21 protein-coding genes are annotated in these 18,971 nt (G+C 71.8%); 6 read left to right on the top strand and 15 right to left on the bottom strand.

Features of this window, described 5'->3' with window-relative positions; translation table 11 throughout:
- Positions 1-49: 49 nt before the first annotated feature.
- Genes GCU67_RS07790 through GCU67_RS07780 form a run of 3 tightly spaced genes read right to left on the bottom strand, consistent with a single transcriptional unit; the run spans position 50 to position 1,808 of the window.
- Positions 50-1,237 carry a YihY/virulence factor BrkB family protein gene (locus GCU67_RS07790; protein WP_163610539.1) on the bottom strand — a complete coding sequence of 396 codons (1,188 nt, stop codon included), beginning with the start codon at positions 1,235-1,237 and terminating at the stop codon, positions 50-52.
- A gap of 47 nt (positions 1,238-1,284) precedes the next feature.
- Complete coding sequence (locus GCU67_RS07785; RefSeq protein WP_163610538.1) at positions 1,285-1,557, bottom strand: DUF4235 domain-containing protein; 273 nt, start codon at positions 1,555-1,557, stop codon at positions 1,285-1,287.
- Positions 1,554-1,808: a DUF3618 domain-containing protein gene (locus GCU67_RS07780; protein WP_163610537.1), complete on the bottom strand. Its 255-nt coding sequence runs from the start codon at positions 1,806-1,808 to the stop codon at positions 1,554-1,556. The genes GCU67_RS07785 and GCU67_RS07780 overlap by 4 nt, the downstream gene beginning before the upstream one ends.
- Before the next feature lie 125 nt (positions 1,809-1,933).
- On the opposite strand from GCU67_RS07780, the gene GCU67_RS07775 reads away from it, so the two are divergent.
- Positions 1,934-2,146, top strand: coding sequence for a hypothetical protein (locus GCU67_RS07775; RefSeq protein WP_163610536.1), 213 nt, complete (start codon positions 1,934-1,936; stop codon positions 2,144-2,146).
- Between the two features lie 93 nt (positions 2,147-2,239).
- Here the strand turns inward: GCU67_RS07775 and GCU67_RS07770 are convergent, their stop codons facing one another.
- Both GCU67_RS07770 and GCU67_RS07765 read right to left on the bottom strand, forming a co-directional pair.
- On the bottom strand, positions 2,240-3,223 hold the full coding sequence (locus GCU67_RS07770; RefSeq protein ID WP_163610535.1) for an aldo/keto reductase: 984 nt from the start codon (positions 3,221-3,223) through the stop codon (positions 2,240-2,242).
- A gap of 91 nt (positions 3,224-3,314) precedes the next feature.
- Positions 3,315-3,923: a DUF3043 domain-containing protein gene (locus GCU67_RS07765; protein ID WP_163610534.1), complete on the bottom strand. Its 609-nt coding sequence runs from the start codon at positions 3,921-3,923 to the stop codon at positions 3,315-3,317.
- Positions 3,924-4,142: 219 nt separating this feature from the next.
- Between GCU67_RS07765 and GCU67_RS07760 the strand changes: the two genes are divergently transcribed.
- Positions 4,143-4,502: a HesB/IscA family protein gene (locus GCU67_RS07760; RefSeq protein ID WP_163610533.1), complete on the top strand. Its 360-nt coding sequence runs from the start codon at positions 4,143-4,145 to the stop codon at positions 4,500-4,502.
- A gap of 100 nt (positions 4,503-4,602) precedes the next feature.
- Here GCU67_RS07760 and GCU67_RS21285 read toward each other — a convergent pair whose 3' ends face one another.
- Genes GCU67_RS21285 through GCU67_RS07745 form a run of 4 tightly spaced genes read right to left on the bottom strand, consistent with a single transcriptional unit; the run spans position 4,603 to position 7,639 of the window.
- Complete coding sequence (locus GCU67_RS21285; RefSeq protein ID WP_163610532.1) at positions 4,603-4,962, bottom strand: hypothetical protein; 360 nt, start codon at positions 4,960-4,962, stop codon at positions 4,603-4,605.
- On the bottom strand, positions 4,959-6,893 hold the full coding sequence (asnB, locus tag GCU67_RS07755; protein ID WP_163610531.1) for an asparagine synthase (glutamine-hydrolyzing): 1,935 nt from the start codon (positions 6,891-6,893) through the stop codon (positions 4,959-4,961). The genes GCU67_RS21285 and asnB overlap by 4 nt, the downstream gene beginning before the upstream one ends.
- Positions 6,894-6,945: 52 nt before the next feature.
- Positions 6,946-7,284, bottom strand: a complete 339-nt coding sequence (locus GCU67_RS07750) for a DUF3817 domain-containing protein (RefSeq protein WP_163610530.1) — start codon at positions 7,282-7,284, stop codon at positions 6,946-6,948.
- Positions 7,274-7,639 carry a metalloprotease gene (locus GCU67_RS07745; RefSeq protein ID WP_163610529.1) on the bottom strand — a complete coding sequence of 122 codons (366 nt, stop codon included), beginning with the start codon at positions 7,637-7,639 and terminating at the stop codon, positions 7,274-7,276. Before GCU67_RS07745 ends, GCU67_RS07750 begins: the two co-directional genes overlap by 11 nt.
- Before the next feature lie 286 nt (positions 7,640-7,925).
- Here GCU67_RS07745 and ctaC point away from each other — a divergent pair, with 286 nt between their 5' ends.
- Positions 7,926-8,807: an aa3-type cytochrome oxidase subunit II gene (gene ctaC / locus GCU67_RS07740; RefSeq protein ID WP_163610528.1), complete on the top strand. Its 882-nt coding sequence runs from the start codon at positions 7,926-7,928 to the stop codon at positions 8,805-8,807.
- Positions 8,808-8,840: 33 nt separating this feature from the next.
- Positions 8,841-9,242: an aa3-type cytochrome oxidase subunit IV gene (locus GCU67_RS07735; RefSeq protein WP_163610527.1), complete on the top strand. Its 402-nt coding sequence runs from the start codon at positions 8,841-8,843 to the stop codon at positions 9,240-9,242.
- Positions 9,243-10,577: 1,335 nt separating this feature from the next.
- On the opposite strand, the gene qcrB is transcribed toward GCU67_RS07735, so the two are convergent.
- From qcrB to ctaE, 4 genes are read right to left on the bottom strand one after another with little or no spacing between them, the layout of a single operon-like run.
- Positions 10,578-12,281, bottom strand: coding sequence for a cytochrome bc1 complex cytochrome b subunit (gene qcrB, locus GCU67_RS07730; protein ID WP_163610526.1), 1,704 nt, complete (start codon positions 12,279-12,281; stop codon positions 10,578-10,580).
- Positions 12,281-13,396: a cytochrome bc1 complex Rieske iron-sulfur subunit gene (gene qcrA, locus GCU67_RS07725; protein WP_163610525.1), complete on the bottom strand. Its 1,116-nt coding sequence runs from the start codon at positions 13,394-13,396 to the stop codon at positions 12,281-12,283. Before qcrA ends, qcrB begins: the two co-directional genes overlap by 1 nt.
- Positions 13,393-14,274, bottom strand: coding sequence for a cytochrome bc1 complex diheme cytochrome c subunit (gene qcrC, locus GCU67_RS07720; protein ID WP_163610524.1), 882 nt, complete (start codon positions 14,272-14,274; stop codon positions 13,393-13,395). Before qcrC ends, qcrA begins: the two co-directional genes overlap by 4 nt.
- An 8-nt stretch (positions 14,275-14,282) precedes the next feature.
- Complete coding sequence (gene ctaE / locus GCU67_RS07715; RefSeq protein WP_163610523.1) at positions 14,283-14,897, bottom strand: aa3-type cytochrome oxidase subunit III; 615 nt, start codon at positions 14,895-14,897, stop codon at positions 14,283-14,285.
- A gap of 146 nt (positions 14,898-15,043) precedes the next feature.
- Between ctaE and GCU67_RS07710 the strand changes: the two genes are divergently transcribed.
- Positions 15,044-15,466 carry an ANTAR domain-containing protein gene (locus tag GCU67_RS07710; protein ID WP_163610522.1) on the top strand — a complete coding sequence of 141 codons (423 nt, stop codon included), beginning with the start codon at positions 15,044-15,046 and terminating at the stop codon, positions 15,464-15,466.
- Positions 15,467-15,470: 4 nt separating this feature from the next.
- Complete coding sequence (gene trpD / locus GCU67_RS07705) at positions 15,471-16,529, top strand: anthranilate phosphoribosyltransferase (RefSeq protein WP_163610521.1); 1,059 nt, start codon at positions 15,471-15,473, stop codon at positions 16,527-16,529.
- A gap of 60 nt (positions 16,530-16,589) precedes the next feature.
- Here trpD and GCU67_RS07700 read toward each other — a convergent pair whose 3' ends face one another.
- Together GCU67_RS07700 and GCU67_RS07695 are read right to left on the bottom strand one after the other, a co-directional pair.
- Positions 16,590-16,877, bottom strand: a complete 288-nt coding sequence (locus tag GCU67_RS07700; RefSeq protein ID WP_163610520.1) for an Lrp/AsnC family transcriptional regulator — start codon at positions 16,875-16,877, stop codon at positions 16,590-16,592.
- Entirely contained in the window at positions 16,874-18,856 is a 1,983-nt protein-coding gene (locus tag GCU67_RS07695) for a DEDD exonuclease domain-containing protein (RefSeq protein ID WP_338104862.1), read from the bottom strand. The genes GCU67_RS07700 and GCU67_RS07695 overlap by 4 nt, the downstream gene beginning before the upstream one ends.
- Positions 18,857-18,971 lie beyond the last annotated feature (115 nt).

Here is an 18,971-nt window from a genome sequence, read left to right as displayed (position 1 = left end):
CACGCTCGGGACGAGCCTCGGGACGGGGCCGGGGCGAGGAGGTCCTTCGTCAGGCGTTGGCCGTGGCCTTCGCCTCCTCCTCGTCCTTCTTGCTGGGGACGGGCGGGTCGGCGACCTCGTCCGCCATGGTGGCGTCGCGCTCGCCCATCGGCTGGGGCTCGCCCTTGGTGGTGTCGACCGCAGTCTGGTGCTCGGTCTCGGAGTTGATCTCCGCGCCCAGCAGCACCAGGAAGACGGTCAGCTGCAGCCAGAGCATGAGCACGATGACGCCGGCGATGGCCCCGTAGGTCTTGTCGTAGGACCCGAAGTTGTCGACGTAGAAGCTGAACAGCAGGCTGATGACCGCCCAGATGACAGTGACGACGACCGAGCCCAGGCTGACCCAGCGGAACTTCGGTGCGTCGCGGTCGGGCGCGACCCGGTAGAGCACCGACAGCGCTCCGGACATCACCCCGAGCAGCAGCACCCAGCGGATCACCTGGGCCAGGATCGTGCCGAACACGCCCAGCGGCAGGGAGTCCAGCACCACCGGGACGACGGCCACCAGGGAGAAGGTGATCAGGACGAAGACGATCGTGCCCAGGGTGAGCGCCAGGGAGAGCAGCCGCAGCTTGATGAAGTTGCGGGTCTCGACCTCGTCGTAGGCGATGTTGACGGCCTTGATCAGGTTGCCGACGCCGCCGGAGGCGCTCCACAGCGCGCCCAGGATCGAGATGATCAGGCTGACGGTGAGCGCCCCGCCGCTGTTGGACGTGATCGCGGTCAGCTGGTCGGCGAGCAGGGACTGGGCGCTCTCGGGCAGCTGGTCCGACAGTGACTCGATCTGCCGGGCCACCGTCTCCGGGGAGGCGATCAGGCCGTAGAGGGAGATGGCCGCGATCAACGCGGGGAAGATCGCCAGGAAGCCGAAGAAGGCCACGCCGCCGCCGATGATCGGCATGTTGTCGGCGCCGTTCTCCGCCCAGGCCCGCTTGACGATCTGCACCCAGCCGCGCGCGGGGATGTCGGTGGGCTTCTCCGCGTGCACGCCGGGCAGCTCGGCCTCGCTGGGCACCTCCGGCGCCGGGCGCTGGGCCTCCTGGCGCTCGGTGGCCACCACAGTGGCCGTCGTCGCGCCCGTGTAGGGCGCCGGGTCCGCGGCGCGGTCGGCGCCCGCCCGGGCAGCCGCCCGGCGCGCGGCCTTCTCCTGCACGCGCTGGCGGATGCGCTCGACGGCGTTGTCCGTGGTGTCCACCATCGGGGGCGTTCCTTCGTGTCTGGAGGGGAGACGGGGGTGGCGGAGGGTCAGTCGCCGGGCCAGGCGCCGGTGAGCTTGGTGAAGCCACGGGCACCGCCTCGGCTGACCAGGGCCTTGACGACGGCGACGATCGCACCGCGGACGGCGGAGGCCAGCAGGATCTCCCGCAGCCGGTACTCGCTCTGCATGGCGGTGGGGGCGTCGTCCCGACGGGTGACCTTCTTCCACACCACCTGGAACAGCGTGGCGGCGATCGAGCTGGCCACCAGGCTGCCGATCAGACCGATGGGGCGGTAGACGGCCTTGGCGGTCTTGCTCATCGCTTGCTCCTCCAGATGACGATGCCCACGACCGAGGCGAGCAGCGCTGCGGCGGCCCCCAGCACGGCCGGCGGGTTCTCGCGATAGGTCTCCACCGCGGTGTCGCGGGTGCGCAGCGCGCTCTCGGTCAGCCGCGCCCGGGTACGGGCCGGCACGTCGAGCCGTGCGGCGAGCTGGTCGACGGTCTCGCCCAGGCGCTCACGGGTCGCGTCGATCTCGGCCTGGATGTCCGCAGGGGTCGGCTTGCTCATGGGTCCTCCGCGGTCTCGGGGCGCAAGCGGTGCGGGCCTCCCATGCCCCGATCGGCCAACCGGGTAAACCAAGATCGACGTCACCGACCCCCGCGCCGGGACGCCGTCCTCGCTAGCCTCGCCGCATGAGCTGGACCTGGCAGCTGGAAGACCCGACGGGCACGCCCGTGGACCCCGCCACGCTCGGGGTGGAGGTGCCTGCGTGCGACAACCAGGGCGACGCGGAGTCCTGGCTGGGGGAGGCCTGGCGTGACCTGCTCGAGCGCGGCATCGCCACGGTCACCCTCCAGCGCGACGGCGAGCGCGTCTACGGCCCGATGGGCCTGGCCCCGAACTGACGGGGCGGACGCCATGACGGCGCCCGCCCCCCCCGGCCCCGTCCCGAGGCTCGCCCTGAGCTCGCGGAGGGCGAGGAGGACGGGGTCCTCCGGTCAGCCTCGGCTGGTCTTGGCCGGGTCGCGCTCGACGACGTCCCCGAGGACGTCGTCGATGCGGGCGAGCACCTCGGCCGGCAGGGTGACGCCGGCGGCCTTCACGTTGTCGTGCACCTGCTCGGGGCGGCTGGCCCCGATGATCGCCGCGGCGACGTTCTGGTTCTGCAGCACCCAGGCGACGGCCAACTGCGCCATCGACAGGCCCAGCTCGTCGGCGATCGGGCGCAGCTGCTGGACCCGGGTCAGCACGTCGTCGGTCAGGTAGCCCTTCATCGAGCCGCCCACGGTGGCGTGCCCGCCACGGCTGTCGGCCGGCGGCTGCTGGCCGGGCAGGTACTTGCCGGTCAGCACGCCCTGCGCCAGCGGCGACCAGACGATCTGGGACAGGCCCTCCTGCTCGCTGGTGGGCACGACCTCGGCCTCGATCACCCGCCACAGCATCGAGTACTGGGGCTGGTTGCTGATCAGCTGGACCTTCAGCTCGCGGGCCAGCTCGGCGGCCGCGGCGATCTCCTCGGCGCGCCACTCGGAGACGCCCAGGTAGAGCACCTTGCCCTGGCGCACCAGGTCGGCGAAGGCGGTCATCGTCTCCTCCAGCGGCACCGAGGAGTCGTAGCGGTGCGCCTGGTAGAGGTCGACGTAGTCGGTCTGCAGCCGCTTGAGCGAGGCGTTGCAGCTCTCGATGATGTGCTTGCGGGACAGGCCGCGGTCGTTCGCGCCGGGACCGGTGGGCCAGTACACCTTGGTGAAGACCTCCAGGCCCTCACGGCGCTGACCGGCCAGTGCGCGGCCCAGCACCGACTCGGCCTTGGTGCCGGCGTAGACGTCGGCGGTGTCGAAGGTGGTGATCCCGACGTCGAGGGCGGCCCGCACGCAGGCGTGGGCGGCGTCCTCCTCGACCTGGCTGCCGTGGGTGAGCCAGTTGCCGTAGGCGATCTCGGAGATGGTCAGGCCGCTGCGGCCGAGGCGTCGTGTCTGCACGACCCGACGGTAGCCCTGAGCGTGGCTAACGACCCCCGGCCCCCTCGCAGGGCCCCGCCACGAGCTCGCGAGTGGTGGGGGGCGAGGGGTCCTACATCTCGGCGCCGACCGCGACCTGGGGCTTGGGGTACCGCCACCGTCGGACCATCGTGGCGCGGCTGACGCCGTACCAGGCCAGGCTGTTCGGCTTCTGCGTGGTGTTCGGGAACCGCTCGGCGACCTTGGCCTTGATCTTGCGGCTCAGGATGATCGAGTCGACGACCAGCACCAGGAAGAAGGCGTAGAGCACGAAGGACGAGTAGACCTTCAGCGCCTGGCTGGGCACGACCAGGCTGACCAGCAGCAGGGCGGCGATGACCAGGAAGAAGCTGCCGAGGTTGCGGCGGGCGTCGACGACGTCGCGCACCAGCCGGCGCTCCGGGCCGCGGTCGCGGGCGGTCAGCGCGCTGTCGTCGCCGCGGGCCGCGGCCTCACGAGCGCTGCCCCGACCGGCCACCTGCTGCTCGCGCTGACGCCGGTAGGCCTCCTTGCGCGTGGTCGGCGGCGGCGGCACCGGGCCGGTGCGCCGTCCCTGGGCCTCGTTGCGCCGAGGGGTCGGGCGGCCCTTGCCCGCGCCGACGGCCGTCGAGCCGTGCGGGGTGACGACGGTCGTGTCCGGCGTCGGGGTGTCGGCGCGGCGGCCGGGCAGGCGGAGCTTCACGGGGGTGGAGTCTACGTGGCTGCGAACCCCCTCCCGTGCCGTCGTGGACCACCGTGCCCTCTCCGGGTGGGGTGCAGTTGCTGTCCCGCCCGGCATGAGCGCCGTACAGTGGGAAGCAGCTCCGCTCCGGCGGTGTTGGCCGTCAGTGCTCATTGATGGCAGGAGTCCGTCCTCGTGGCGGGCCGAGCAGCACACCCTCGAGTGTGGGAGGACCACAACATGACCGTTCAGGACACGCAGGCCCCCGGCACGACCACCGACGTCATCCTCAGCACCCCCGCCGCGTCCAAGGTGAAGGCCCTGCTCGAGCAGGAGGGTCGCGACGACCTGCGGCTGCGCATCGCCGTCCAGCCCGGTGGCTGCTCCGGCCTGCGCTACCAGCTCTTCTTCGACGAGCGCTTCCTCGACGGTGACCAGACCTTCGAGTACGGCGGCGTCGAGGTCATCGTCGACCGCATGAGCACCCCCTACCTCGGCGGCGCGACGATCGACTTCGTCGACACCATCGAGAAGCAGGGCTTCACGATCGACAACCCGAACGCCGGCGGTTCGTGCGCCTGCGGCGACTCGTTCCACTGAGCTAGCCCCCGCCCTCGCGGGCGGGTCTACCTCGTCACAGTGCCCGGCACCCCTCAGGGGTGCCGGGCACTGTGCTGTCCGGGGTCAGGTGCCGTCCGGCTCAGTTCTCGGTCGTCGCCCCGGTGGGGACGGGGACCGGCAGTCCGGACGACGGGCTGGGGACGGTGCTGCGACCCGGTTCCGGCGTCCCGGACGGCAAGGACCCGGACGGCAGCGACCCGGTCGGCACGGCGGTGGGGGAGGCGCTGGTGGGCGCCGCGGTCGGCTCCGCCGTCGTCCGGCCTGCGGAGCCGGTCGGGGCCGGGGCGCCACCGGACGACGACCCTGAGGTGGAGGTCGAGGTCGAGGGTGCGGGAGCCGGCGCGGCCTCGTCGGCACCGGAGCAGGCACCCAGCAGACCCGCGGTCAGCAGGGAGCCGGTCAGCGCGGTGACCAGCCGGGCACGGCCCCCGCCGGTCACAGCCGGACCGGGTAGACCGGCTCGGGGATCTCCGGGTGGATGCGCTCCTCGACGAAGATGCCGTGCCAGATCATGAACACCAGCACCTCCCACACCTGACGGGCGATGCGCTTGCTGGGCACCTCGGCCGAGCGCAGCCGCTCCAGCAGGAGCAGCACGTGGTCGCGGTCGAGCCACTCGTCGGTCTGGCTGTCGGTGACGATGCCGCGGGCCCACTCGTGCAGCGGGCCGGCCAGGAAGTCCGCCGTCGGCACCGGGAAGCCGAGCTTGCGCCGGTTCATGATCCTCGGTGGCACGATCTGCGCCATCGCCTGCCGCAGTGCGTACTTGGTGGCGTCACCGCGGGCGGGGACGCGCTGCTCGACCGGCAGGCTGCTGGCGATGGCGAAGACCTCGGGGTCCAGGAACGGCACCCGCAGCTCGAGGGAGTTGGCCATCGTGATCTTGTCGGCCTTGACCAGGATGTCGCCGCGGAGCCAGGTGAAGAGGTCGACGTACTGCATTGCGGTCACGTCGTCGTAGCCGGCGGCGCGGGCCTGCCGGTAGTACGCCGCGGTGACGTCGGTGTGCGACAGCTGCGGGTCGCGGCCGGGGAGGACGGCGGCGAGCTCGTCCTCGCGCATGTTGCGGGCGTTGCCGTAGTAGCGCTGCTCCAGCGGGGTGGAGGCGCGCGCCAGCAGGTCCTGCCCGCGCACGCCCTCGGGCACCAGCCGGGACAGTCCGGCCAGCGCACGTCGTCCGACCGCCGGCAGCCTGGTCGCCCACGCGAGGCTCAGCGGCTCGCGGTAGATCGTGTAACCGCCGAACAGCTCGTCGGCGCCCTCGCCGGACAGCACCACCTTGACGTGCTTGCGGGCCTCGCGGGCCACGAAGTACAGCGGCACGAGCGCGGGGTCGGCGACCGGGTCGTCGAGGTACCAGACGACGGCGGGGATGGCGTCGGCGAACTCCTGCGCGGTGACCTCGATCGGCACGTGCTTCACGCCCAGGATCGCCGCGGACTCCGCGGCGATCTCCACCTCCGACTGCGCCTGCCTCTGGAAGCCGACGGTGAAGGTGACCAGGTCGGGGTTGTACTTGTGCGCCAGGGCGGCGATGGCCGTCGAGTCGATGCCACTGGACAGGAACGACCCGACGGTGACGTCGGCGCGCATGTGCTTGGCCACCGAGTCGTCGAGCACCTCGGCGATGCGGGCGTAGAGCGCCTGCTCACCGCCTGCCGGGACCGGCCGCGGGGTGAAGGTCGGGTGGAACCAGCGCGTGGTGGTCAGCTCGCCGTCGGCGACGGTGAAGCTGGTGCCGCTCTCGATCCGGCGGATGCCGCGGTGCATCGTCGCTGGCTCCGGCACGTACTGCAGCGTCAGGTAGTGCTGCAGGGACGCCGGGTCGACGCCGCCGGCGGCCGCGCTGCCGCCGAGTAGCTCCAGCAGCGCCTTCTTCTCCGAGCTGAAGACCAGCCCGCCGTCGGCCAGGCGGGCGGTGAACAGCGGCTTGATGCCGAACGCGTCCCGGGCGCCGAACGCCGTCCCGGTGTGGGTGTCCCAGATGACGAAGGCGAACATGCCGCGCAGCTTCGGGACGACGGCCTCACCCCACAGGTGCCAGCCGGCGACGATGGCCTCGGTGTCGCCCTCGGTGGCGAAGGTCGCCCCGGCGGCCTTGAGCTCCTCGCGGAGCTCCAGGTAGTTGTAGATCTCGCCGTTGAAGACGATCCGGTACCGGCCGTCGGCGTAGGGCAGCGGCTGCGGGCTGCCCTCGATGTCGATGAGCGCCAGACGGTTGAAGCCGAGCACCACGTGTGCGTCCGACCACAGCTCCCGGTCGTCGGGCCCGCGATGGCGCACGCACTGCAGCGCGTGCTCGACCTCCGCGACGGTCTGCTCGTCGACGCGCTCGGCGTCGGTGGACAGGTAGGCCAGCAGGCCGCACATGCGGGAGGTCTCCAGGAGGCAGGGGACGGGGGAGGAGCGGAGGTGTGACCGGTCAGAGCGGTTGGCCGGCGCGGACCCGCGCCGTCACCCGCCGCTCGGCCACGAAGGACACGAACGGGATGACCCCGGCCAGCAGGACCAGGACGGTGCCCTTGGCCGTGAAACGGGCCTTGAGCGCGAGGTCGAACGCGGTGACGAGGTAGACCACGTAGAAGAGGCCGTGGATCGGCGAGACGATCGCCGAGACCTCCGGGACGCCCGCGGCGTACTTCAGCGGGATGGCCACGGCGACCAGGACCAGCAGCATGACGCCGACCACGTAGGCCAGCACCCGGTACCGGGCCAGGGCGCCGGCTGTCCTGGGCGCGAGGGTGGTGGTGTCAGCGGCCACGGGGCGTCTCCTGTCCGAGGGCCTTGGCGTTCAGGTCGGCCAGGTAGGCGTTGTAGGCGGCCAGCTCGGGGTCGCCGGTGGTGTCGATGCGGGGCCGCTGGTACAGGACGACGGCGTTGCCCGGCTCGTCGTCGGCGGGGTCGCGGTTGAGCTCGTCCTTCAGCATCCGCAGGTAGAAGCCCAGGCCCATGAGGCCGTAGAGCGGCCATTGCAGCGCATAGCTCCAGTTGACCGCGCCACCGCCGCCCTCGGCCTTGCCCAGCTGCCAGTTGCCCAGGAAGAACGTCGCCACGAACAGCGCCAGCACCAGCAGGTGCAGCAGCACCCACCGCACGGTCAGCACGCGTGAGTACACGCCCCGACTGTAGCCGCCGCCCCGCTGGGTGAGGTGCCGTGCCGGGGAGGCACCGGGCACATCCCCGGCGCCAGAGGACCGCTGTGCCGGGCGTTGCACCGGCGCGCTGCGCCACGCCGGAACGCGACCCGCCGCGCTCCTGCTCCCGCCCCCGGGACGACGAGCGTGGTCGGCTAGTCTCGGGGAGACTGTGGTCGGGGTGGGCGCGGCCTGTCGGGCAACCGATGGGCACCCGCCGGTGAGACCGCGTGGTTCCGCCACGTGGGGGATGAGGAGGCAGCGAGCAGTGACTCGACGCAGCAAGCTGGCGAAGGTCGCCGGGCTCGGTCTCCTGGGTGCTCTGACGCTCAGCGGGTGTGAGGTGCAGGGCAGTTGGCTCAGCTGGGGATGGCCCGAGGGCATCACCGACGAGGCCGCTCGGATGCACTCCCTGTGGATCGGTTCCACCATCGCCGCCCTCGTGGTCGGCATCGCGGTGTGGGCGCTCATCGCCTACGCGGCGATCCGCTACCGCAAGCGCGGCGACGAGGTCCCGCGCCAGACGGCGTACAACCTCCCGTTGGAGATCATCTACACGATCGTCCCGTTCATCATCATCGCGGTGCTGTTCTTCTTCACCGTGAGCACACAGAACCGGGTCATGCAGCGCAGCGCCGACCCCGACGTGACCATCGCGGTCAACGCGTTCAAGTGGAACTGGCAGTTCGTCTACCCGGACACCACCGACGCCAACGGCGGCGAGCCGGTGTCCACGGTCGGGTCGAGCACCGAGATCCCGATCCTGGTGGTCCCCACCGACCAGACGATCCGGTTCGAGCTGGCGTCCGCGGACGTCATCCACTCGTTCTGGGTGCCGGAGTTCCTCTTCAAGCTCGACGTCATCCCGGGCAACGAGAACGGCCGCGACAACGTCTTCGAGGTGACCGTCCGCGAGGAGGGTGCCTTCGTGGGCCGCTGCGCCGAGTTGTGTGGGACGTACCACGCCTACATGAACTTCGAGGTCCGTTCGGTCGACCAGGCCGACTACGAGGCCTACCTCGCCGCCCGCGAGGACGGTCTGTCGACCTACGACGCGCTCGAGAGCATCGGTCAGCCGGGCAACTCCACATCGACCCGGCCGCTCGACCTCGAGCGTGAGCAGTCGTCCGCGGCGGCCTCGAATGACTGACCCGACCACCCTGCAACACCAGGAGGAGCGGCCGTGAAGGTCGAAGCGCTCATCTTCAACTTGATCACGGTGTTCTGCGTCGTGGCCGCGCTCGTCTACGGCATCTGGTCCAGGGAGCCGATCGGCACCACGGCGCTGGCACTCTCCGGTGGGCTCACCGCGCTGATCGGTGGCTTCTTCTGGTTCGTCAGCCGGCGCATCGACGCCCGGCCCGAGGACAGCAAGGACGCCGAGATCGCAGACGGCGCCGGCGAGCTGGGCTTCTTCAGCCCGGCGAGCTACTGGCCCTTCGGCCTGGCCCTCTCGGCCGCGCTGATGGGTCTGGCGCTGGCGTTCTACTACCCCTGGCTGATCCTCATCGCCGGAATCGCGCTGCTGTGCACCATCGGAGGCCTGCTCTTCGAGTACTACGTCGGGCAGAACGCGCACAGCTGACACCAGCACTTCTCGTCCATGACGGGCCCCTTCCCACCCGGGGAGGGGCCCGTCGTGCGTCGCGGGGCGATGTCTCGGGTCGGCCCACAGGTGAGCGCTCGCACCTCACCTCCAGGCCTGAACGCGGCTGTCCGCTTCCTGCCCATCTGAGTCGGAGCGGGTGGCTGGGTGCGGATGCCAGGGGCTCGGGCCGCCGCAGGACGGGCTGTGAGCTCCTGAACGCCCGTACCCGGGCGGGTGGGGCTTGCCCCGGTCGGGTGCCTACGGCCCATGCCCTGTCGAGCCGGAGTCGTTGCCGGTCCGAGGTCCCGGCGCCGTCGGCCGGGCTCGTCCCAAGGCAACAAGCGCTGTCCTCGAACGCTCGCAGCGCCGACGGGCCGCTGCGGACGGCACACGAGCGGCGTGAGCGGCGCGTCAGCACGTCCCCGGTGGCTCGAGGCAGCGACCCAGACCGACAGGACGCGTGTCCGGTGTCCAGGCCAGCGCGGCTGAGCGGCTGGGTGATCGGGTGGTCCGGGGCGTGCAGGACAGGCCGGCCACCCGAACGGTCGCCGGGCCGGGAGCTCGGGTGATCGGCGGCTCGGCGGATGGCCCGGCCCTGCCGAACGGTCGGCGGGGCTGCAGGTCGGCAGGTCGGCAGGTCGGGCGGTCGGCGGACGGGGCGGCCACCGGAACGGTCGGCGGGGTCGGATGCTCGGGTGGACAGAGGCCCGGCGTGCGAACTGACCGCGTCGAACGGGTAGCCGACCCCGCGCCGGATCGAGCACTCAAGGCGCCGGTGGTGCGCGGCCGGCTGACGCTCGTAGTCGTCGTCAGCGGGTCCGGGAGACTCGCGGCAAGAACCCGGACAGCGGTCGACAGTGCGCTCTCTCCGGCGCGGTCCCGCACACGGAGCCGGGCAGGAAGTGAGTAGCGACCGGTCCGGCCCAGCGGACGAGACCCGTACGGCGTACCGCGACGCTGTCTGAGTGGACGACGACGGCGCATCCCAGCTCGCGAGAAGGAGACCCTGGACGGTGCACCCCCTGCACCGGGGCACCGCGCGGTCGTCACCGGACCGACCAGCGATGGAGCCGCACCACCTCACTCGGCGGGGGGCTGATCCAGCTCTGGCTCACGTGAGTCGTGAACCGAGGGGGAACGCCTCGCTGTCCTAACGCGACATGGGTCCTCGACGTCGACCGATGCGGACGCTTCCCGTCAGGTGGCGCAGGTGCCGAACAGGGAGGGGAGTGGCTGAGGCTCAGGGACGATCGACGTAGGCCGGGGATGCAGCAGGGGCCCCGGCGGACGATACCGCCGGGGCCCCTGCTGTGTGGTGCTCGTGTTGTTCGGTCAGGCGCGGGGCTCCTGCTGGGGCTTGCCGCCCTCGGACGGGCGGCCACCCTCGGACGGGCGGCCACCCTCGGACGGGCGACCCGAGCCGGTGAGCTGACGGCGCGCCTGCTCGGACTCGAGGCCGCGAGCCTCCTGCTCGGCCTCGCGCTGCACAGCCGCGGGCTCCTCGATCGGCTTGAAGAAGCCCCGGATCGCGCGGCGTGCGCCACCGACCTGGTTCATCTTCTTCGGCACTGAGGCACCGCCATAGGCGAGCATGCCATGGCCGTGCTCGTCCACCGGGCCCAGGGGCTGGTGGACCTCGATGAACTCACCGCTGGGCAGGCGACGGATGACACCGGTCTCGATGCCGTGCTCGAGCACCTCGCGGTCGTGCTGCTCGAGGCCCAGGCACAGCCGGTAGGTCGCCCAGTAGACGATCGGCGGCAGGATCAGGAAGCCGATGCGGCCGGCCCAGGTCATGGCGTTGAGGCTGATGTCGAACTTGTCGGCCACGACGTCGTTGCCACCGGAGATGAAGAGCACCAGGTAGGCGGTGATCGCCATCGCGCCCAGCGAGGTACGGACCGGGACGTCGCGCGGTCGCTGGAGCAGGTGGTGGCTGGCGGTGTCACCGGTGAGCTTGCGCTCGATGATCGGGTAGAACGCCAGCAGCGAGAACATGATCCCGGGGATGCCCAGGGCGCCCCAGAGGACCGGCGGGATGTGGTAGCCCCACAGGTCGATCTCCCACGGGGGCATGATGCGCGATCCGCCGTCGACGAAGCCGATGTACCAGTCGGGCTGGGAGCCGGCGGAGACCTGCGACGGGTTGTAGGGGCCCATCTGCCAGATCGGGTTGATCTGCACCAGGCCACCGAGCGCCGCGAGCACGCCGAAGACGATGAACAGCAGGCCGGTCGCCTTGGCCGCGAAGGTCGGGAAGAGCCGGTTGCCGACCACGTTGTGCTCGGTACGACCGGCACCCGGGAACTGCGTGTGCTTCTGCTTCACCAGGATCAGCAGGTGGAGCGCGATGAGCGCCAGCAGGACCGCCGGGATGATCAGCACGTGCAGGATGTAGAGCCGGCCGATGATGAGCTCACCGGGAAAGTCCCCACCGAAGACGGTGAAGTAGACCCACGTCCCGATCACCGGGATGGAGAGGAAGACAGCTGAGAAGATGCGGAGGCCGGTGCCGGAAAGCAGGTCGTCGGGGAGGGTGTAGCCGGCGAAGCCCTCGAGCATGGCCAGCACCAGCAGGCCGACACCGATGAACCAGTTCGTCTCACGCGGGCGCCGGTAGGCGCCGGTGAAGAAGATGCGGAGCAGGTGGACGACGATCGACGCGACGAACAGCAGTGCCGCCCAGTGGTGCATCTGCCGGATGAACAGACCACCACGGACGTCGAAGGAGATGTCCAGCGTCGACTCGTAGGCCGCCGACATCTCGATCCCACGCAGGGCCGAGTACGACCCCTCGTAGACGATCTCCTTCATGGACGCGTCGTAGAAGAACGTCAGGTAGGTGCCAGACAGCAGCAGCATGATGAACGAGTAGAGAGCGATCTCGCCCAGCAGGAACGACCAGTGGTCGGGGAAGACCTTGTTCAGCGTGCGCCGGACGGGTCCGGCGACGATCAGTCGGTCGTCGACCTCGAAGGCCGCCTTGCCGACGAGTGTTGCGGGCGCCCCTGGCCCGGGCACGGTGCTGGTGGCCATCAGTTGAGCCTCCCAATGTTCCAGAACGACGGCCCGATCGGCTCGGGGAAGTCTCCTCTAGCCACAAAGTACCCCTCCTCGTCGACCGAGATGGGCAGCTGCGGGAGGGACCGGGTGGCAGGTCCGAACACCGGCCGGGCGCCCTGCGTCACGTCGAACTGCGACTGGTGACAGGGGCACAGGATGCGGCTGGTCTCCTGCTCGTAGAGCGACACCGGGCAGCCGGCGTGGGTGCACACCTTGGAGTAGGCGACGTAGTCACCGACGCCGAAGTCCTCGCGGCCGGCGGCCGGGACGAGGGACTCGATCTGCTCGGGGCGGAGGCGGATGAGCATGACCGCGGCGTCGTAGGCGCGGTCACCGCCCTCGACGGCCGGGAAGACCGTGGCCAGCGAGCCGGGCTGCTGGTCACCGGGGCGGATGGGGGTGCCGTCGTCACGGAGGAGGCGGACGCCCTCGGCCCAGGGGGTGGTGCCCAGCGGGTTGCCCTTGTTCGGGTTCTTGATGAACCCGCCCAGGAGCGAGACGAGCATCGCGCCGAACGCCAGGCTCATGACGCCGAGGACGCCCACGAGCAGTTTCCGGCGGGGGAGGCCGGAGTTGTCCAGGCCGCCCATCAGGGTCGCGCCGGTGGTGACACGGTCGAAGTGCGAGCCGTCGTGCTTGTCCTGGACGGCGGTCTCGTGCGGGAGCAGCTTCTTGACGTAGAGCACCAGGGCGACGCCGACGGCGATCAACGCCCCGCCCATGGTCGCGCCCAGCAGCGGGGTGTACAGCGACTGCCAGGTGCCGCTCTCGATGCGCCACTCCCAGCTGGGCAGGAACCATCCCGAGCCGAGGAAGACGACCACGAACGCCAGCGACAGCAGGCCGGCCAGGGCGAACCACAGGGTGACGAGCCGGGTGTTCTTCTTGTCCAGCGCCGACCCGATCGGGGCCACGGGCTCGACGTGCAGGATCTCGACGCCGTCGAGCCGGGCGCCGAGGCGGTCCAGCTCGGTCCGGTCCATCGCCGCGAGCTGCTCCGGCGAGTAGTCGTCGTCCGGGCCGCCGTGCAGCTGCCCGGGTTCGTCGGCGCCGCCGGTGGAGCCGGGGCGGGGGTCTGTGGTGGTCACGCCTTGGTCCCCATCCAGAAGATGCCGAAGAGCAGGGCGCCGACGGCCGCGACCCAGATGACCAGGCCCTCGGCGACCGGGCCGACACGGCCGGCGCCGTAGCCGCCGGGGTCGGCGCTGGCCTTCATGGTCTGCACGTAGTCGATGATCGAGCGCTTCTCGTCCGGGCTCAGCTGGTTGTCGCCGAACACGGGCATGTTCTCCGGGCCGTGCAGCATGGCCGCGTAGATGGTGAGGTCGTTGGCCTCGGCCAGCGAGGGTGCGCGCTTGCCCGAGGACAGCGCGCCGCCCTGGCCGGTGAAGTTGTGGCACTGGGCGCAGTTGAGCCGGAACAGCTCGCCACCCTCGGCCAGGTCGCCGTCCCGCAGGTCGCCGGAGGGCAGCGTGGGCCCGCCGCCGTTCTCCTGGACGTAGGCCATGAGCTGGTCGATCTCCTCCTCGGAGAAGATCGGCGGGCGCTCGGCGGCCTGGGCCTCCTGGCGGACGAGCGGCATGCGGCCGGTGTGCACCTGGAAGTAGACGGCGGCCTCGCCGGCTCCGATGAGGGACGGCCCGCGGTCGGTGACGCCTTGCAGGTTGGAGCCGTGGCAGGTGATGCAGCTGCGGGTGTAGAGCTCCCGGCCGGCCTCGACGGCGTTGGACGGGTTGCCGGTCGAGTCGTCGGCGGCGCTGGCACCGGGGGCCAGCGCGGAGTAGCCCACCCCGGTCAGCACCAGGGCAGCCATCAGGCCGGCGACGTTGGCCAGTCGGCGGCGCTGCTTGGACCGACGCCGGTCGCGAGCTGCGGCGGCCGGCGTGCCGTCCTCCGGCAGGAGACGGCGCAGCCCGCGGCGACGGCCTTCGGCGGGGGCGACGGATGAGGCGGTGGGAGTGGACACCCGGTTCCCTACTTGATCAGGTAGATCGTGACGAAGAGACCGACCCACACGACGTCGACGAAGTGCCAGTAGTAGGACACCACGATGGCCGAGGTCGCCTGGGCAGGCGTGAAACGGCCCATGGTGGACCGTATGAGCACGAAGACGAAGGCCACGAGGCCGCCGATGACGTGCAGGGCGTGGAAGCCGGTCGTCAGGTAGAACGCCGACCCGTACGTCGAGGACGCGATCGTCGTGTCGTGGTTCACGATGAGGTTGCGGTATTCGTTCGCCTGACCGAGGACGAAGGTCAGGCCCATCGCGAAGGTGATCGTGAACCACCGGCGCAGCCCGTAGACGTTCCCGATCTCCGCGGCGAACACCCCGTACTGACAGGTGACCGACGAGGCCACCAGGATCAGGGTGAAGACCGTCGCGTAGGGGACGTCGAGCTCGGTGGGCTCCGGGGGCCAGCCCTCCAGCGCCCGCGCGCGCGCGGTGAAGTAGATGGCGAACAGGCCGGCGAAGAACATCAGCTCACTGGAGAGCCAGACGATCGTGCCGACGCTGACCATGTTCGGTCGAGTCAGGGAGTGCACCCGCGAGGTGTCGAAGGTGCTGCTCGCCACGGGGGCCGTTGTCACGGGCTCATCATGGCATCGGGACAGGGTTCCCACGACGTGGGGTCGGGTCCGCGTGGCGCGTCCTGCGTGACATGCCGGTTGTACACAACCTGAGGGTACGCGGTCAGGCTCCCCGGAGGGGAGCGCTGCCCGCTAGGCTCCGCCGGGTGAGCGTCGACGCCGCGCCGGCCACCGTGCTGGTCTTCAGTCAGCGGGCAGAGGTCCGTGCCGCTGTGCGCACTGCCCTGGGCAGCTCCCCGGCGGCCGACGTCGGCCCGCTGCGGTACGTCGAGTGCGCCACGGGTGACGAGGTGGTCGCCGCGGTCGACGTCGGCGGCATCGACCTGTGCCTGCTCGACGGCGAGGCGCAGCCGACCGGTGGCATGGGGATCAGCCGGCAGCTGAAGAACGAGATCGCCGACTGCCCGCAGCTCGTCGTGCTGATCGCCCGGCAGGCCGACCGCTGGCTGGCGCACTGGTCGCTGGCCGACGCCACCCTGGCCTACCCGATCGACCCGCTGACGGCCACCGAGGTGGTCGCCGGGCTGCTGCGCGCGCGGGCGCAGCAGCGTCCCGCCGTCCGTCGCTGACGCGGTGGCCGACCTCCGCCCGACCTGGTCGGGACTGCTCACCCGGCTGATCCGCCGGGAGGACCTCTCCGCGGACGACACCCGCTGGGCGATGCGGCAGGTGATGACCGGTGAGGCGACCCCCGCGCAGGTGGCCGGCTTCGTCGTGGCGCTGCGGGCCAAGGGGGAGTCGCCCGACGAGGTCGCCGGGATGGCCGCGACCATGCTCGACCAGGCCACGCCGGTCCCGTTGCCGGTCGACTGCGTCGACATCGTCGGCACCGGTGGGGACGGCGCCCAGACGGTGAACATCTCGACCATGGCCGCCCTGGTCACCGCCGCCGTCGGGGTGCCGGTCGCCAAGCACGGCAACCGTGCGGCGTCCTCGGCGTCCGGCACGGCCGACGTGCTGGAGGCACTGGGCGTGGTCATCGACCTGCCGGCGCCCGCGGTGGCCCGGTGCGTCCGCGACGCCGGGATCGGCTTCTTCTTCGCCCCGGTGTTCCACCCGGGCATGCGGCACGCCGCCGCCCCCCGTCGGGAGCTGGGCATCGGCACGGTCTTCAACTTCCTGGGGCCGCTGACCAACCCGGCCCGCCCGGTGGCCGCCGCGATCGGCTGCGCGGACACCCGGATGGCCCCGGTGCTGGCCCAGGTGCTGGCCGACCGCGGCACCCGGGCGCTGGTCTTCCGCGGTGACGACGGACTCGACGAGCTGACGACCACCACCACCTCGGCGGTGTGGGTGGTCCGTGACGGCGAGGTGGTGCCCGAGCGGCTGGACCCGACGGCGTTCGGTGTGCCCGTGGCCGAGCCCGGCGCCCTGCGCGGGGGTGGGCCCGAGGTCAACGCCGAGGTGGTGCGCCGCCTGGTGGCCGGGGAGCGTGGCCCGGTCCGGGACGCGGTGCTGCTGAACGCGGCCGCGGCGCTGGCCGCCTTCGACACCCACGGCGGCCGGCTGCACGACGTGCTGGCGGCCGGGCTGGAGCGGGCGGCCGCCGCGGTGGACGACGGCCGCGCCGCGGCCAAGCTCGACCAGTGGGTCCAGGTCAGCCAGCTGGCCCGCGCCGCCGCCGTCGGCTGACCGACATCACCGAGCCGCCCCCGCTGGCCTGGCGAGGCGTGGGGGGAACGGGGTCCTTCGTCAGTCGGCGGACTCGAAGCCGATCGAGAACGCCGCCTCCAGGTCATGCCGGGAGTAGGCACGGAAGGCGATGTGGGTGTCGGTGTCCAGCACGCCGGGGACCTTGTTGATCCGCCCGGCGATCACCTGGGCGATCTCCTCGAACTCGTGCACCCGGACCAGCGCGACCAAGTCGACCCCGCCGGCCACGGAGTACACCTCGCTGACGCCGGGCAGGGCGGCGACCGCCTCGGCGACCTCGCCGATCGAGTCGGTGGCGGCATCGATCATCACGATGGCGGTGATCACGACGGGGATGCTAGCCCGGTCGCGCTCCGCCCGCGCCGTCCTGGCGTGCGGCCATCGGGTCGGGGCCGGGACCGCCGGCCGGGCTCGGGAGGGCGGCCTGGGGTGACCCGGTCGGGCTGAGAGCGGGTGCCCAGCGCCCGGTTGTCGGCGAAGGGGTCGCGCTCGGCCCGGCCGGCCTCGACCAGGGCGAGGAAGCCGCTGTAGTCGCCGGTGCCGGGCGTGCGGCTGGCGAGCGTGCCGGTCACGTCGACCAGGCGGGTGCCGGGCTTCTCCATCCACCGCAGCACGAGCTCGGTCTCCTCCACCGTGGCGGCCAGCTCGCCCTCCGGGGTGGTGGTGGTCTCGGCGGTGACGCGCAGGTCGGCGAGGTACCCGCGGACCGAGCGGCCGCGCACGGCCACCCCGGCGGCCACGAGCCGGCCGTTGCGGACCACCGACAGCTGCCACCCGCCCTCCCCGTCGGGCCGGGCCAGCACCAGCTCGGGCACCGCGGCCAGCGAGGCCAGCCGCTGCCGGCGGCGCACGGCGCGCACGAGCACGGCGGCCCGGTCACGGAGCTCGGCGGCGTCCTCGTAGCGGCCCTCGGTGGCCAGCCGCTCCACGCGCTCCAGCAGCGGGGCGATCAGGCCGCGGGGGTCGTGGTCGACGGCGGCGGCGAAGACCTCGGCCACCGACGCGTACTCCTCCCGGCTCTGCGCCCCGGTGCACGGCGCCCCGCAGCGCCCCATCCCGGCCAGCGCGCACGCGCTGCCCAGCACGGTGAGCGAGAGCCGGCCGGTGCACTGCCGCAGCGGCAGGGACTCGTGCACCGCGGCCACGGCGGACTCGGCCGCCCGGCGGTCGGGGAAGGGACCGAGGAACGTGCCCGCCCCGGGCACCTCCCGGCGGACCACCGACAGCCGGGGGAAGGGCTCGTCGGTGAGGCGGACCCACAGCGCCCGCTCGGGGAAGCGCGAGCGCTTGTTGTACCGCGGCTTGTGCTGGGCGATCAGCCGAAGCTCGCGGACGGCGGCCTCGAGGTCGTGGGCGCAGGGCAGCGCCTCTATCCGCTCGGCGAGGGTGATCATCTCGGTCATCCGGCTGCGCTGCTCGCCGGCGGAGAAGTAGCTGCGGACCCGGGTGCGCAGGTCGCCGGAGGTGCCGACGTAGAGCGGCTCGTCGCCGGGACCGCGGAAGACGTAGACGCCGGGGCCGTGGGGCACGTGCTCGGCGAGGTGGCGCTTGCGCCGGCGGCGCGGGTCGACCTGGCGGGTGAGGCCGGTCAGCTCCTCCAGGGAGGTGACGCCCAGCGGCCCCAGTCGCTCGAAGAGGCCGTGCAGCACGTCGACGGTGGCGCGGGCGTCGTCGAGGGCGCGGTGGGTGGGCTGGGTCCGGGCGGAGAAGAAGGGCGCGAGGGTGCCGAGCTTGCAGTTGGGCACCTCGTCGCGGGTGAGCAGCCGACGAGCCAGGACGGCGGTGTCGACCGAGGCGAACGCCGGCCACGCCACACCGCTGGCCTCGCAGGCCGCACGCAGGAACCCGAGGTCGAACGGGGCGTTGTGGGCCACCAGGACGGTGCCGCGGGCGAACTCCAGAAACCCGGGCAACACCGCGGCGATCCGCGGGGCGGCCGCGACCATCATCGTGGTGATGCCGGTGAGCACGCTGATGTAGGGCGGGATCGCGTGCCCCGGGTCGACCAGGGTCTGGAACTCCCCGATCACCTGGCCGCCGCGGACCTTGACGGCGCCGATCTCGGTGATCGCGCTGTCCTTGGGCGAGCCGCCGGTGGTCTCCAGGTCGACCACCACGAAGGTCACCTCGGCCAGGGCGGTGCCCAGGTCGTCGATCGTGGCCTGGTGGTACCGCGGCCGCCCGGGCGCGGAGACGTCGGGTGCTGCGGCGCCGTGCACCGGCAGTGCCACCTGCTGCCACCCGGCTCGGTCCGGCGGCGCCCCGGGTGCGTCCGGCGGGAACGGTGGGACAGGGGGGAACAGCACGTACCGGACGCTAGGTCGGGTGTCCGACAGTTCCGTGCAGCCCACGCCGGGCGGCCGGGCCGGACCCGGGAGCCGGGCGGCGGTGGGACGGAACTGTCGGTGCCCTTCCCTAACG

The sequence above is a fragment of the Modestobacter muralis genome (assembly GCF_010682105.1).
In the GTDB taxonomy this organism is placed as follows: Bacteria; Actinomycetota; Actinomycetes; order Mycobacteriales; family Geodermatophilaceae; genus Modestobacter; species Modestobacter muralis.
Note: the sequence above shows the minus strand (reverse complement) of the source record. Positions and strands in the feature narration are given on the sequence as shown.